We start from the raw sequence: 15,514 nt of genomic DNA, 5'->3' as shown, positions 1-15,514 counted from the left end.
GAGTGCGTCATGCTCTGGTCGATTAAGAGGATGCGGGCGATTATGCCGGATAAGTGGTCCCGCGGCAGAGCCTGGCTCTTCCCTATCAATATAGGTTGCTGCGCGAAAAGAGTCGCATTGATCAGCGAGCGGGAATGGAAGCGGTTGGCGATCAGGCCGAGTCGGAGCTGTAGCTTTCGGGACCAATCAGTCCCAGTTCGATCGCAAAGCGGACGAAGTCGGCCCGGCTGCGGAGCCCCAGCTTCACGCCGATCCGCCCGCGGTAGGTCTCAATCGTTTTGACGCTAAGCTCCAATTCGTCGGCGATCTCTTGGTTGGTGTGCCCCTTGGCCAGGCGCGTAAAGACCGCCTTCTCGCGATCGCTCAATCCTTCTAGCGGCCCGGTTACTTTTCCCGCCGGCTCTTTTCTTTCCGCGACCAGCAGCGAACCGACCTGGGTCGGATCGAGATCCAAGTCGACGAAGATCTTGCCGCTGGCGACGGTCCGAATCGCGGCCGCCACTTCGGTATCGGCCGCCGCTTTGACGACGTATCCGCTGGCGCCGCTCGCCAAGACCGCGCGGACCAGGCCCAGATCGTCGTGCATCGATAAGACCAGGATTCGCGTCTCTGGCGCCGCGCGACGGATCTTTTCGATATGCGGAACGCTGCTGCCGCCGGGCATCGTGAGGTCCAAGATCAGGACGTCCGGTCGCAAACGCACGACCTCGTCAAGCACATGGTGCGTGTCGGCGACCTCGCCGATCACTTCCATGTCGTCGTGCGCTTCGAGCAATAGTTTCAGCCCGGCCCGAAAGACGGTGTGATCGTCGGCGACTACCAGTCGGATCTTTTTTGGCGGCGTCATCGCAGTATTGGTAACCTCGCTCGCAGTAAAGTTCCTTTGCCCGGCTGCGACTGGAGGGTCAAATCACCCTCCAGCAGCGCCGTGCGCTGCATCATTCCGGCCAGGCCAAGATGCCCGTCGGGCGACTCGGTCGTTTCGGCCGGCATCCCGTGGCCATTGTCCTCGACTTCCAAAACCAGTTCGTCCCCCTGGCGTTTGACCAGGATGCGAACCTTGTCTGCCCCCGCATGACGCACCACGTTCGTCAGCGCCTCTTGCAAGATGCGGTAAACGGCGATCTGCAGCGGTGGAGAAAGCGATTCGATATCCTTCGCATCGATCAAACGCTCCACCTGCAAATCATGCACCTGACTCGCATCTTCCGCTAGTCGTTCTAGCGCCAGAGGCAAACCCAAATGATCGAGCGCCGCAGGACGCAGTCCGTTGGAAATCCGTCGCACTTCGTGCACCGCCTGATTGACGATCTCGCGCAGATCGGCCAACCGCTTGTGGTAGTTTTCCGGGTCAGGGCGATCTCCCATCGCTCGCAAACCCATCATCACCGACGTCAGCGATTGTCCAATTTCGTCGTGTAGATCGAAAGCGATCCGGCGACGTTCTTCTTCTTGCAGCGAAACGAATTGTTCCAACAGCCTTGCTCGCATTGTCGCGATTTCACGCAACGGGGCAATCGCGGTAAACCACAGCACCGGCGTCAGAATGATCGTCAACAGTCCAGCGTCGGCAATCGCTTCGCTCCACGGAGCGCTTTCGCCAAAAACCGACGGTAAGAGCATCATCACGATGATTTCCGCGACAAAGACGACCAGCAAGATCGTCAAACAGATCAGGAGCGGCCTCACCGGGCGAGCGGTTTCCAGACGTGACGTTTTCATGAGGCGATTCCGGTGGTGAGTTCGTCCAAGTGATCCTCATTGTACATCGATCCAAGGGACGGTTCGGGAGAAGACGCTCTGCGGAAAACACCGAAAAACGCCGTTTCAACCTGCCGTGACCCTTACATCCGTCAGGGAAACCCCGACATTCCTGAAAACTTTGCCGCTTCTCCTGAATTGCCTCATTTCGGGTCGACAGCGGACAATGTTTTGGGGCGATTATCGGCTTCGACTGCAGGTCGATATCGCCTCGCTTCGTCTCGACCCGCCTTCCCTTCCTTCCCGCTTGGACAGTGCCATGTCAGCTTCCCCGAACCTCGTGACGCGATCCCCGATGATGGCGACGGTTTCCAAGGTTCTTTCGTCCCTGTTCGTGCTCAGTCTGCTTGGCGCCGGATGGCTGGCGGTCCATCACATGGACACCGAAGGGGCCGACCATGCGGAGGAGTCAACGGCCGACGTGGAAGCGCCGATTGCGGACCGCGTCACGTTAACCGAAGGGAAGTTGGCGTCGGCCGGATTGGCGTTTGGACTCGCCGAACCGCATGCGATTCAGCACATTCACGAGGTGCCGGGTCGGATCGGCTACGACCAATCGCATCATATTGAGGTCCGTTCGCCGATCGACGGCGTCCTCGCGAAAGTGTTGGTGAAAACCGGCGAGGTTGTCGACGTCGGCCAGACGATCGCGAAAATCAGCAGCCCCGAAATCGGTCAGGCCCGTGCCGAACTGATGCGCCAAGATTCGCAAGAGAAGCTCGTCGCCGCACGTTACGACCGCGCGAAAGACGTCGCCGCGAACGTCCGCCAATTCGCATCCATGCTGGAAGACCGCATCGATGCGGCGGAGCTCGAAACTGCGTTCGAAAATCGGACGATCGGCGACTATCGCCAAACGCTGCAACCCGCTTACGTCAAGTATCGCCTGGCGTCCGAACTGTTGGAAAACGTTCGCCCCTTGACCGGTACCGGCGCCCTTTCGGGACGTACGATTCGCGAACGTGACGCCGAGTATCAAGTCGCCATGGCCGAATATCAGGCGGCCCGCGATCAGGCGATCTTCGATTCGACGCAAGCCGAGCGTGAAGCGCATGCCGAACTGGACAACGCCCGGCGGCAAACCGAGATCGCCAGGGAACAACTCAATGCGATGCTGGGGGGCGCTAAGTACGTCAGTTCGGCCGAAGACGACTTGTCGACTCTCGATATTCGCTCGCCGATCGCGGGCACCGTTGAGTCCCGCAAGTTCGCAGAGAACGAACGGGTCTATCGGGCTGATGGTTTGTTCGTCATCGCGAACACGGACAAGCTGTACGTTTCCGCGGACATTCGTGAGCAAGATTGGCCAGCGGTTTCGATCGAACCTGGCGCGGAGATCCTAGTTTCTGTCCCGGCCCTTCCCGACACCCAGATGACGGCCCGCGTTCACTATGTCGGTCGCGAAGTGCACGCCGATACGAACGCGGTCCCCTTGGTCGCTGTGATCGCAAATCAAAACGGAGTTTTGCGTCCCGGGATGTTTGCCCGCGTCTCGCTGCCGGTCGGCAAGCCGAAAACGGTCCTCGCCGTTCGCCCCGAAGCGATCTTTCAGCATGACAACCGCGACTTCGTCTTCGTCGCAGTTTCTGACAGCGAATTTCAGCCGACGCCGGTCGTCTGCGGCGATTTGCGATCGGAAGACTGGGTCGAAGTTCAATCGGGTCTCACGGCCGGACAACGCGTCGTCGAGAAAGGGGTCTTCGTCCTCAAATCCGAGTGGCTATTGGAAGGGGAAGGGGAATAGCCGCTTGCGTCCCAATCCCGCCGATAAGAATCACCTTCCCGCATTCCCTGAAATCCCGCCATGCTAACTCACCTGATCGAATTCTCGCTGAAGAACCGTGGGCTGGTCGTCATCCTGACCCTGCTCATGGCCGGCGCCGGCATCTATTCGGCGATCGAGCTGCCGATTGACGCAGTGCCGGACATGACCAACGTTCAGGTCCAGGTCGTCACCGACGCTGGTTCGCTGTCGCCGGTCGAAGTCGAACGCTACGTCACCTACCCGGTCGAAAACATCATGGGTGGGCTGCCGAACGTGGAGGAAGTCCGCAGCGTTTCGAAGTTCGGCATCTCGGTGGTGACGATCGTCTTTCAGGAAGGGACCGACATCTACTGGGCGCGCAACTTGGTTGCGCAGCGTTTGGTGGAAGCGACCGCCAACATTCCCGAAGGATACGGGACTCCGGCGCTTGGCCCGCTGACGACGGCGCTCGGCGAAATTTTGCAGTTCGAGGTCCGTAGCGATCGCCATTCGCCGATGGCGCTTCGCACGATGCTGGAATGGGAAATTGCTCCCCGCTTGCGCGAAGTCTCGGGCGTGACCGAAATCAACACGCACGGCGGCTACTACAAGACGTTTGAAGTGCAGCCCGATCCCGATCGGATGACCAGCTACGGCATTACGCTGGAAACGCTCTTTGAGCGTCTGCGGAACAACAACGCCACTTCCGGCGGCGGTTATGTGATTCACTACGGCGAACAGCGTTTCGTCCGCGGGATTTCGCTCCTTCGCGACATCGACGACATCAAAGCGATCGTCATTCGCCGCGAAGCGAACGGAGCCCCGATCCTGGTCGGCGACGTCGCCAACGTGGTGATCGCCCCGATGACGCGGCAAGGCGCCGTGACGCGTGATGGTCGTGGAGAAGCGGTCACGGGGCTGGTGATGATGCTGATCGGCGAGAATTCGCGCGAAGTGGTGATGGCGACCAAGGAACGCCTGAAGGAAATCGAAAAGACGTTGCCCGAAGGGGTCCGTCTGGAAGTGACCTACGACCGAGCGGCGCTGATCGGCCGAACGCTGAAAACGGTCTTAACGAACCTGACCGAAGGTGGACTCTTGGTCGTCGTCGTGCTGTTGTTCATGCTGGGAAGTCTTCGCGCCGGCATCCTGGTGGCGATGGCGATTCCGCTTTCGATGCTGTTCGCGACCAATGTTATGGCGACCGTCGGCGTGACCGCCAGCTTGATGAGCTTGGGGGCGATCGACTTTGGTTTGATCGTCGACAGCTCGGTGATCATGATCGAAAACTGCATCCACCGACTTTCGCACGACAACGGCGACAAGCTGCACGCTGACGTGATTCGGGACGCGGCGATTGAAGTTCGCAAGCCGACGATGTTCGGCGAGTTGATCATATCGGTCGTGTTCATTCCGATCTTGCTGCTGCAAGGGACCGAAGGAAAACTGTTCCGCCCGATGGCGATGACCGTCCTCTTCGCACTGGCCGGTTCGCTCGTCCTGTCGCTCACTTTCATGCCGGCGATGGCGTCGCTGATGCTGCCGAAAACGATGGAAGACAAAGAAATCTTCCTGATTCGCTGGATCAAGTGGATCTACGATCCGATCGTGACCCGGGCGATTCGCTACTCCGGCGCAACGGTCGCCGTCGCCCTCTCGGTCTTCTTGATCAGCATTCCCGTCGCGATGGACCTGGGCGCCGAGTTTATGCCGCGACTGAACGAAGGGGACCTTCTGGTTGAAGCGGTTCGTCTGCCGAGCGCCACGCTCGAAGGATCGATCGCGATGTCGACGCAGATCGAAAAGTTGCTGAAAGAATTCCCTGAGGTGCGGACCGTCTTCTGCAAAACGGGTCGTCCCGAAATCGCCAATGACGTGATGGGCGTGCATCAAACCGACGTGTGGGTGCTGCTGAAGCCGCCGCATGATTGGCCCGATCACAAGACTCGCGACGAGCTGATTGAGGAAATGTCGGAAAAGCTCAACTCGAACGTCCCCGGCGTCGCCTTCGGTTTCACTCAACCGATCGAAATGCGCGTCGACGAGTTGGTCGCCGGCGTGAAAGCCGACGTCGCGGTGCTCTTGTACGGCGACGATCTGGAGATTCTCGCCAAGAAGGGGAAAGAGATCGAATCGGTCCTCCGCGGAATCCCCGGCGCCGTCGACGTCAAAGCCGACTACCAGGCGAACCTCGCGACGATCGCGATCAAAACGCAGCCGGAGAAGCTGGCTCGGTACGGCGTCGACGCCCAATCGGTGCTCGACGTCGTCGCTTCGATCGGCGGCGTGCCGGTCGGGGAAATCTTTGAAGGGCGAGCGAAATACCCCATCATGGTCCGCATTCCACTGGAATGGCGCGAGCGGCTCAATCTGCTGGAGCAACTTCCAGTCGCCGAAGCCGGCGGTGAACCAGTTCCGCTTAAGGAATTGGCCGAGATCACGCTCGAAGAAACTCCGCCCGGTATCGAACATGAAGGAGGCCGACGTCGAACCTTCGTGTCGGCCAACGTCCGTGGTCGCGATGTCGCAACGTTCGTGCAGGAAGCGCAGCGCACGATCGGCGAAAAGGTCGCGTTGCCGACCGGCTACGAAATCCAGTGGGGCGGCGACTTCCAGAATCTGCAATCGGCCAGTCAACGCTTGGCGATCATCACGCCGATCGTGCTGTTGATCATTCTGCTGCTGTTGCACACGAGTCTCGGCTCGGTCCGCTTGGCGCTGCTCATCTTCCTGGCGGTGCCGATGGCCGCGTCGGGCGGCATCTTCGCGCTCTACCTGCGAGAGATGCCGTTCAGCATCTCGGCCGGCGTCGGGTTCATCGCCCTGTTCGGCGTGGCGGTGCTCAACGGACTGGTCTGGGTCAGCTCGGCGGAAAATCTCCGCAAGGCAGGCGTGCCGATCGACGGGATCAGCCACACGACCGCCTTGGCCCGGTTGCGACCGGTGCTGATGACCGCGCTCGTAGCGAGTCTCGGCTTCTTGCCGATGGCTCTCTCAACCAGCGACGGCGCCGAAATGCAACGTCCTTTGGCGACGGTCGTGATCGGCGGGCTGATCACGTCGACGCTTCTCACGTCGCTGGTGGTGCCGTGCATCTATCCTTGGTTCGCCAAAGGACTGCCGATCGAACGGGATCCGGAAGCGAATCCGGTCGCCTAACCGCTGACGAGAAACTGCTGAATCTCGCCCGATTCGAGCAACACCGAGAATCGATTCGGGCTGATGTCGGACGCGACGGCGACGACGTTGCCGGAGAACTCCAGTTCGGCCTCCAGCTTCAGTTTCGTATCATGCGTGCTGTAAACTTCGCCGGTCCGTCCGCTGGCGGAAATCAAAAGTCCGCCCCGATTAAACACGATTTGCGGATGGGACATTTGGGTGGAGAAGCGTTCCCGTTTTCCATCCGGCGCATCATCCCAAAAGACGACCCCGCCGCGCTCCATCGCCACGGCGACCCGACTGCGCGTGTTGGGGAGGGTTCCCGCCAATTGATAGATCGGCTGATCGAGCTCCAGTTTGTGCTGTAATACCCCTTGTCGATAGGCGCAGAGTCGCTCGCCGGCTCCGATGTATACCATCCGCCCATTGGCGAACATCGGCACGAAACGACTTTCGTTCAGCGGTAAGGCAACCGTGTGAAAGTCGATATCGAGCGTTTCGGTGACGGCGATCTCGCCGCCAGTTCGCACGCCGATCAGCGTGGGCGACTGGTTACGGAACTCCAACAGCCAGACGAGATCTTGTCCTGAATGGGCGGCGCCGCACAAATTGCCGGTCATCCCCGGCAGCGAACCGGCGCGCGTACGATAAGCGATCCGATTCGTCTCGGGAAACTCGAACGCGTCGGCGATCGGCGGTCCGCCAAAGGGATGAATGACGACGAAGTCGGGGTGATTGCCGTTAACCGCCAGCAGAATTTCTGGATCGGAAAACTGGCTTTGCCGATTGGGGGAAAACTGCTGCGGCGCCAGATTGCCGTCGAATCCGTAGCGGAACAGTTTTAGATGCCCGTGAAAGACGCCCGCGGCGAAGATCATGTTGGCCGACGAAACAGCCGACTTCCAGCGCAGCGCTTTCCACGGAATCTGAAATTGATGGATCAATTCGGCGGTTCGCTGCAGCCGCGATGACTTGAGCGTTGGTAGCGGCGCCCGCGCGTTGCGGGCTTCGTCGAATCGCGTGCAGTCGCGCGCGAGCAACCGATCTTCCGGCGCCACCTTACGGACCGCGTCGAGCACACGCGACGAATCGATGACGCTCCCTCCCTTCAACATCCGCGACGCCAACACCCGCGTGTCGTCGGCGGCTTGCGCTTGGACCCGGCGATCAGGATAGGACGCGCTCGCTTCGGCGATGATTTCGATCTGCTTGATGCGGATTGGGTGGGGAACCGTTTCGTCCCGCAGTTTTCTCAACCGAGTCCCGGCCGCGTCATGCCGCGCATGTCGTCCCAAGAGGGCGATCATTTCCTGTAGGCAGGGACCGGCCTGTGACGTCGCGGGCCAGGCTGATTCCAGTTCTTCCACCGCTTCGTCGACGGCGTCGAGCTTCAGCTCCAGCAAGCGCGCCGCCGCCAACAGCTCTCCCCTGCTCCGCCGTTTGACGACCTCTTTGCGATACTGCGCTTTCGCTTCCTCATGCTGCTCAAGCCGTGTGAGGATGTCCCCTGCCTTTTCAAATTCGTCGATCTCCTCGTACAGCTGACACGCTTCGGTCCAGAGGCCCCCGTTCTCATAGCAGCGCGCGGCGGCCAACGGCTGCTTGAGCCGTTCGCGGTAGAGAACCGCCGCTTCGCGCCAATGTTCCCCTTGTTCCAGGGCGCTCGCGGCGGCGCTGATGTCGTTCAGCAGTTCGCCGAAGATATAGGCGGCGCGGCGATAACGTCCCAGCCGCAGTTCGCGATTGGCCAACTCGCGATATCGGGCGGTCAGCTTCTGCTGAGTTTCCCAATCGAGATTCCACGCGTCGCCGGGCCCTCCTCCGCCACCAAGGCGATTCATGTTGAAGTTGACGTCGTTGGACGAAAGCCGGCTCCCCGGCGGAGCGATTCCGCGCCCCGCTCTTCCGCCGAGCGGCAGCGCGTACTTCAGCCCTTCGTCGGGATCGCTATCGAGCAAGCCCATCAGCTTCTGGATCGCCTTCTCACGTTCGCTGAGGAGCGCCTGGTCGAGCCCCGCCAGACGCTCGGACATCCAGCTTTCGAGCCGCTGGAGCCACGATGGCCCGCCGCTGCCGCTCGGCTGAGGTCCTGGACGATTACCGCCCGCCGCGCCCCCTGCCGTTGAACCGGCGCCAGCAGCCAGCGCTCCACCGAGCGCGCTCAACCCGGCCAGTCCGGCGCCCAACACTTTCAAACCGAACCACTGGATCGAATGCCCCAGGCCTGGCTGGGGACGGTCCGCATCGGGCGGGCGATTGCCCAACTCTTCGCTTTCCGATCCGATGTCTCCCTTCCCTTGCTGCAGCACGATCTCGATCCCCGGCGGCTCGCTCGGCGCAAGCGAGCGTAGCTTCGGCGCCAGCTGCGTTCCGGCCGTCGCCCGATCCCAGCGGCGATCGACGGCAAGTCCAGCCTCCAGAAAGTCGGCCGACTGCCACACATCGTCCGCTTCGAACCCAATCAGGCCGGCCGCCGGATGCCAGACGTAGGTCAGATCGGCGGCAAGAATCGTTTGCAACTCTTCCGGAGAGAGGGCTGGGTCAAACGTCGCTTCGATCGGTACGAACAACCGCTTCCCCACCTTACCGTACGGAACGCACTTCGCCGCAGCTTGCAGCGGACGCAAGTCGCCGCGGGCGTTTTCGGGCAGAAAGAGAAACGCGCCGCCGACCGTTTGCGAGTACCGCTCGCCCGGAATCATCAGCAGACGGACCGCGATCTGCGTCTGGGCGCCACAAGCGGCGATCGCTTGCAGCCAGTCGGCTGGATCCGGCGATGCGATCAGCCACGCGGTCGCGTCCCGCAGCGGATGCGGCGTGTAGCGCAGTTGAACGGTTCGCTCGATCATCGCAAGTTCCTAATAAACCGGCGGACCAGATTTTCGAGCGGCTTCCCTTCCGAATCGGACGACGTTGGGCGTCCGGTTTGCCAGCTGGCTCCCCAATGCCGCCCATCCGAACTCCAACCGGTCGCTTCCCAATCTGAAAGTGTGATTGAAAGCTCCGGCAAGTTGGGATCGGACGACCGCAGGTGCAAGATCCCCCGAGAATCGAGAAAGGCCTGGCTGCCGTCCTCCCAAGTCGCACAGCCGAGCGAGAATTGAAAGCGCGGCGCCTTGACCATCTTGAACGTCTTGCCGAGCGTCACGTTCTCCGAATACTTTTCGCGATAGAGTCGCGGACGCCCTTCCGCTAGATTCTTCAACGCCAGCAGCCCTTTCCTGCGTGTGACTAGCACCAGGCAATCGAGGTCGTCTCGTCTGGAGACGGCGACATGGGTAAAGTGGTTCCGCATGCTGTGCGACGTCAGGAAACGCTTCGCCTCGGGATGAAGCGTCGGAAAAATCTTCTCCGGTTTGGGCGACTGGATCATGGCCGGCGTTCGCGACTGCAAGTCGACCAGACAACAGGGAAGTTCAGGACTGTTTTTCGCAAGCTGCGGATAGAGCAACAGGCGCCGGCCGTCTTGGGAAACGCGGGGAGAGTCTTGGATCAAGCGGTCTTCTCGCCAGATGGGCCATACCTCGCGCGTGTCGGAATAGTAGATCATGCCGTCTCGGGTGACGCCGTACGGAGCGTTCAAGCCGTGGTATTCCCCGAAGTGGACGAATTCGTACTTCTTGGCGTCGTCCGAATGAACGACCGAGTCGAGTTGCAAGCGACTACCGTCAAACGACGCCGCATGCCAGGGATCTTGAACGTGCCTGCCGCGAAAGAAGCGGTCATGCGTCCAGGCAATCTCGGTGGGCAGCCGCAGCACATCCAGGGACTCGGCAGTCTGCAAGGAAATCGCTTCCAAATGGGATTGATTCGGCGAAAGAACCAGCAACACGCCGTCTCGTAGCGCGATCACGTTTCCTTTGCTGCGCGGCGTTACGAAACTCGTCTTCGCCACCGAATTCGTGACGTCGACTTGCAGAAACGCCAACTCGCGCCGATCGATCTTCGTAATCACACCATAGGCCATCTTCTCCGATGCGTCGTACTTGCACCACGTTAAACCTCCCGCGGGAAGTTGGTCGTGCAAAATGCGGGAGCCGAATGTGGACTTCTGATCCCAATGATGAAGACACCCATGATTGCTGATGGTCAGAAAACCATGCTCCGCCAGCGAGATCGTTTGTTTATATTCGACCTGGTGCGAAATCCGCAGCGGAAAGGGACGCTGCTTGAAAATCACCGGCAAGTCGTTCGCCAAACTCCGATCGATCAGCGGAGTCGCCGTAGCCGGGCGGTCGGCGAAGAGTTGCTCAACGTTCAGCTCCGCCTCACGGACGCGCTTCGAACCGCGAAGATTCTTTTCGATCAAGCAAAACCGTCCGCTCCGCGAGACCGAAGCCAGGTGAACGCTGGGAAATGCCGCCGCGGCGAGCGCCTGTTGAAACTCCGGATCGCTTAGCACCTCTTCCGCCACCACGATCACCGGTTCGGCGGCTGAATCCAAGGTCTGAAACGCTTCCAGAAACGCGGGAAGCGCTTTGCCGGGATGGGCCGTCGCGTCCAACTGCTGCAGATGTTCGACCAAACCTTCCCGCGTCAGCAGATTGACCGGCTTCACCTTCTCGTCAGCGGCGCGAAAGACCGAGATTTGCGTGTTGCTCCCGGTTGTCGCCGTCAGCGCCAGCGCCACGGCTGTGGCAAAGACGCGGGGAACGCCCCACGAGCGAATTCCGGAGTCGAGCAACACAATCCGCTCTTTTTGCGGAGTCCGCGGCGGCGACTCACGGCGCAGATAGAGCGCCTCATTGACGCTCACTCGGACGGCGAGCGTCAAGTCGTCATGGACCAGTTCGGTCAGCAGCAGCCGGTCGAGCGGGCCCCGATTGGTAATGTCCGATACGCCGCCGATTTGCATTTCTTCCTGGTCGGCCAACGCCCGCGGCAACGAAACGGCCGCCATCAAATCGCGCGCCAACTTGGCCAGGCCTTGCAGTTGGTCATCGTCCAGCAAGCTGGTCAGTAGCGCTCGAGCTTGCTGCGATTGCGGCAGTTCTGAGTCGATGGCTTGCGGGAGTTGATCGAGCGAAGTTTGCCGCCGATTGCGTAGCGTCTCTGGCGTCGCTCGTTCCAGGCCTTCGCAGAGCGTCTCCAATCGCTCGCGCGATAGCGTCGATTCAATTCGGGCCTCGACGGATGAGTCGTACCAGGCCAGGATCTCGCCCATTCCATTTTCGAGGTAGTCGAGCACGATGTTCGCCTCGCTTGGCGTCGTCACGGCCCTGAACTCTTCCAGGACCACCTCGATTAACGTCGCTTTCGCTTCCAAAGAACTGCGGAGTGCGGTCGGCAGTTGGACGAGTTTGCTTAATCCCCGACCGTTCTCGAAGAGTCGCTCGCGGAGGGCGGATGATTGCTGGAGATCCAACATTTCGCCGGCGACTTCGCACGGTATCGAATTGAAAATGGCATCATGCGGCGCGGCGCTCCAATTGTCGCGCGTCGCCGCGAGTAGCAAGAGGACGCAATCGCGCGGCGGCAGACCGACTGGGACCAAATGGCGCAGGACGAAGACCAACTCTGGGCGAAATGCGATCGTCCCTCCTTGGGTCCACTCGATCGCGTCTCCTTTGTCTCCCCACCTCCAAAAGCTGTTGGGGCCGGGGAGAAGATACTCGCGCGCGATTTCCAGATCATTTTTGCTCATCGTCACGCTCCTGCGTCGACAACCGCACCGCCGTCCGCGTCGCCCGCACAAACTCCTCTCCCCGAATCTTCTCCCAACTCCCGTCGGCATGCAGCAGCGCCAAATCGTCGCCAGAGATCCGCAGTGAACGCGCCAGCACTTCCGCCGCGACCGGCGGGCTCCAGGTCCAACCGGCGACCACGGCGACGCCTGCTTGCTCGACGAAGTAGGTTCCGGCAATCGGCGGCAGCGGCGTGCCGCGCACGATCACTTCCTGGTCGGCGTTCTGGGCGAAAACGAGCGCATTCAAACGAACCTGCGGCGCCGATTCAGCGTAGTCGCGCCACTTCTTGGCGGACGTGAGCAGGACGTTGCTCTCCTGTGCGACGGACGTCGCTTTCATCTGGAACCGAACGGGCGTGGGGATCGTCGCGGCCAAAGCCGGGGCATCGATTTGGATCGTCATCCACTCGGCGATCGGCGTCCATTCGACTTCCGGCAAATAGCCGAGCGGCACGCTCCGGCCGCGCTCGATCAGTTGGCCATCTTCCAGGACCGCAAAGCCAACGGCCGGCAGGCTCAAGAGTTCGCCGTCGAGCGTCTCCTCCTCCTGTTCCCAGCGGACCCAGAGATGCTCCGCGGTCTCGCCGACCGACAACTCGGGCCGGCTGCGGACCCGTCCTAGCGTCTCGGCGAACCGACGTTCCATCCGCAGCACTTGCGGCGTCATGCGGCCTCCCCAAGTTGATCCAACAGCGAACTGGTCCGCTGCTGCAAGAATTCACGCTGCTGCGAATCGGCGACCCATTGGCAGCGCGACGCGAGCAACCCGAGTTGATCGCGGACGTACGACTTCTCGGTCGCTTGCAGCACCCCTTGGGCGATTTTGCTCGCGATCCGGTCAAGCTCGTCCGCCAAACGCTGCGGATCAGGGGCGTCGGCGCTCTGGCTACGCGGGTGACTTTGCTCTTTTTCTTCGTCGCTGGCCCGCTGCAAGACGTCGCCGATGATCGACTTCAGCACGTCCTGCTGCTCTTCGGTGTCCCAAATATGTTTCAGGACCCACATGTCGGTTCGATTGACCTTCAGTCGACCGGAAAGAATCGCGCTGGCCGCCAAGATCCGCTGGAGCTTCACCGCGCGGCGATCGGAGACCGCGACGCCGGCATGACGCAGACGATGAACCAGTTCGACATAGTCGCTGCGAACTTCGGACAAGTCCGCTGCGGTCAGCAGCGAACTAAGCTGCTGCACATCTTCGACCGTAATGCCGGTCGCGATGCGATCGCGGCTTTGATCGAGCTTCCAACCGGCCGACAGAACATCCCCCAGCTCTTCTTGATTGACGTTGTCGCTTCGCACGCGGAGCAGAAAGCGGTCGAACAAAGCGCCCAGCGCATCGTCCTGCGGCAAACAGTTGCTGGCGCCGACCACCATCAGCGTCGGCAAGTGTCGCGTTTCCCGCCCGCGACGAAAGACTCGCTCGTTCAGCACCAAGAGCAAGCTATTCAGAATAGCGCTGTTCGCATTCAACAGTTCGTCGAGAAAGACGAACGTCGCCTCTGGCAACATTCCTTCGGTATTGGTGACCAGTTCCCCGTCGCGGAGCTTGCGAATATCGAACGGGCCGAAGATCTCGTTCGGCTCCGAAAAGCGGGTCAGCAAATAGTCGAACATCTTCCCTTCGATCCGCCGCGCCAGTTGCTGCACCAGCGCGCTCTTCGCCGTCCCTGGTGGACCCAGGATGAAGAGGTTTTCCCGCGCGACAAGGCAGATGCCGAGCAAGTCGATGATCTCATCCTTACCGACGAACGCTTCCTTCATCGGACCGAGGACGTCGCTGGTCAGCTTGGCGCCAAGTTGCAGCAGTTCATTTACGCGGGCTTCTTCCGTCATGTCGCTCATCAAGTTGGAGTGGTGAAAGCAGGAATTTTCTGGGCGATTCGCGGGGCAAGCTCGGGATACATTCCGAGCGCCTGGCCGATCGCCGCTTGCACGCGAGGATCGTCAAGTCGCGCCAGATCTCCGATTGCGATGATCCGGTCGACGTATTGACGCCGCAGGCCGGGATGGTCGATCAGGACGTCGATCGGCAGCTCTTCGAGGTTCGCCATGCCGACCGAAGACAACGGCCATTCGGCTCCCCAAATCTGCAAGCGGGCGACCAGCGGATCGTCGGGCGACGCCGACCGGGCGAAGTTGATCAGCTGCGGCAAATAGCGAAACGTCAGATCGACCGAATAGCAGACTGCGGGCGTGAGCGGGCCGGGATACGGCGGGGCCAGTTCTTCTTCGATCGCCGCGGCGTCCGCTTCGCGATACAACACGAACTGACAGGCGCGGAACAGCCGAACCGCTCCCCAGCGACCGGCCGTCAGGTCAAAACTAGGCGTCGGCGCCGGCTGATCGAGTCGCCAGAGCGCTTCGTGCTCGGTTAAGACGGCGTCCCCTTCGAGCAGTTCCCGCTCGGTCATAGCGCCAAGCGGCGGGAACGCAACGTCTCCCTCGGCGAACAACTGGATAAGAAACGAGCCGAACTTCATGCCGAATCCTGACGGTGGTCCTACGAATTGCTACTAGTTTAGGGGATTCCCGCGGCCGAGGGGAGGTTCGCGTTTCCGTTTCGCTAGGACCAGTTTTTGGACGCCTGCGGCGATGATTTCGCCGTAACTTTGTCTGTTGACAAAGCGCACGGAAATGGGGTCGACTTTGCCTGGCGAAGCGTCGGGTCTTGGTCGGCAAGCCAGGAGATAGTCCGCTCATGGAGTCGTCGCATGCTAGAAAAAGAATGCGAACGGTCCGGTCCTGTTTCGGGACCGGTGGAAGGTCATTGTGAGAGTCAGGTTGGATTCGTCATTCAACTCGGGACGCCGCGAAGCAAATTTTTTCGCGCGCAGTCCAGTCCACTCTGTGACGAAAAAAAATGAGCGCTGCGGTCCACATGCTAGGCGGTCTGGGTAAGGAAAGGGGAACAAAACTGGGAGATCGCAGGTCAGGCAAACGATTTGGGACCTGCCGAGATGTCGTCGCGAAAAAAAGTTGCGGTCCAGTCCACTGTCCGTTTGAGCGCTAATGAATTCAGCGGGCGTGGTTCGAAAAAAAATCGACAGCGGTCCAGTCCACTCTTCAGCCGTAGGGTCCGCTGTGCGGACCGGGGATGTGGCGATTGATCGGGCCAGTCGGTTGGCAATTCCGATGGTCCGCACAGCGGACCCTACGGAAGCTCG

9 protein-coding genes are annotated in these 15,514 nt (G+C 60.6%); 2 read left to right on the top strand and 7 right to left on the bottom strand.

Features of this window, described 5'->3' with window-relative positions; translation table 11 throughout:
* Nucleotides 1-151: 151 nt before the first annotated feature.
* Both LOC68_RS02255 and LOC68_RS02250 read right to left on the bottom strand, forming a co-directional pair.
* Nucleotides 152-847, bottom strand: a complete 696-nt coding sequence (locus LOC68_RS02255) for a response regulator (RefSeq protein ID WP_230215188.1) — start codon at nucleotides 845-847, stop codon at nucleotides 152-154.
* On the bottom strand, nucleotides 844-1,722 hold the full coding sequence (locus LOC68_RS02250; RefSeq protein WP_230215186.1) for a sensor histidine kinase: 879 nt from the start codon (nucleotides 1,720-1,722) through the stop codon (nucleotides 844-846). The genes LOC68_RS02255 and LOC68_RS02250 overlap by 4 nt, the downstream gene beginning before the upstream one ends.
* A gap of 298 nt (nucleotides 1,723-2,020) precedes the next feature.
* Between LOC68_RS02250 and LOC68_RS02245 the strand changes: the two genes are divergently transcribed.
* Nucleotides 2,021-3,505 carry an efflux RND transporter periplasmic adaptor subunit gene (locus LOC68_RS02245; RefSeq protein ID WP_230215184.1) on the top strand — a complete coding sequence of 495 codons (1,485 nt, stop codon included), beginning with the start codon at nucleotides 2,021-2,023 and terminating at the stop codon, nucleotides 3,503-3,505.
* Between the two features lie 60 nt (nucleotides 3,506-3,565).
* Nucleotides 3,566-6,664 (top strand): efflux RND transporter permease subunit, encoded by a 3,099-nt coding sequence (locus LOC68_RS02240; RefSeq protein WP_230215182.1) that lies wholly within the window; start codon nucleotides 3,566-3,568, stop codon nucleotides 6,662-6,664.
* On the opposite strand, the gene LOC68_RS02235 is transcribed toward LOC68_RS02240, so the two are convergent.
* From LOC68_RS02235 to LOC68_RS02215, 5 genes are read right to left on the bottom strand one after another with little or no spacing between them, the layout of a single operon-like run.
* Entirely contained in the window at nucleotides 6,661-9,513 is a 2,853-nt protein-coding gene (locus LOC68_RS02235) for a hypothetical protein (protein ID WP_230215180.1), read from the bottom strand. The genes LOC68_RS02240 and LOC68_RS02235 overlap by 4 nt on opposite strands.
* On the bottom strand, nucleotides 9,510-12,308 hold the full coding sequence (locus LOC68_RS02230) for a hypothetical protein (RefSeq protein ID WP_230215178.1): 2,799 nt from the start codon (nucleotides 12,306-12,308) through the stop codon (nucleotides 9,510-9,512). The genes LOC68_RS02235 and LOC68_RS02230 overlap by 4 nt, the downstream gene beginning before the upstream one ends.
* Nucleotides 12,295-13,017, bottom strand: a complete 723-nt coding sequence (locus LOC68_RS02225; protein ID WP_230215176.1) for a hypothetical protein — start codon at nucleotides 13,015-13,017, stop codon at nucleotides 12,295-12,297. Before LOC68_RS02225 ends, LOC68_RS02230 begins: the two co-directional genes overlap by 14 nt.
* Nucleotides 13,014-14,183 (bottom strand): AAA family ATPase, encoded by a 1,170-nt coding sequence (locus LOC68_RS02220; protein WP_230215174.1) that lies wholly within the window; start codon nucleotides 14,181-14,183, stop codon nucleotides 13,014-13,016. The genes LOC68_RS02225 and LOC68_RS02220 overlap by 4 nt, the downstream gene beginning before the upstream one ends.
* An 8-nt stretch (nucleotides 14,184-14,191) precedes the next feature.
* Nucleotides 14,192-14,830: a hypothetical protein gene (locus tag LOC68_RS02215; protein WP_230215166.1), complete on the bottom strand. Its 639-nt coding sequence runs from the start codon at nucleotides 14,828-14,830 to the stop codon at nucleotides 14,192-14,194.
* Nucleotides 14,831-15,514 lie beyond the last annotated feature (684 nt).

The sequence above is a fragment of the Blastopirellula sediminis genome, from assembly GCF_020966755.1.
GTDB lineage: Bacteria > Planctomycetota > Planctomycetia > Pirellulales > Pirellulaceae > Blastopirellula > Blastopirellula sediminis.
Note: the sequence above shows the minus strand (reverse complement) of the source record. Positions and strands in the feature narration are given on the sequence as shown.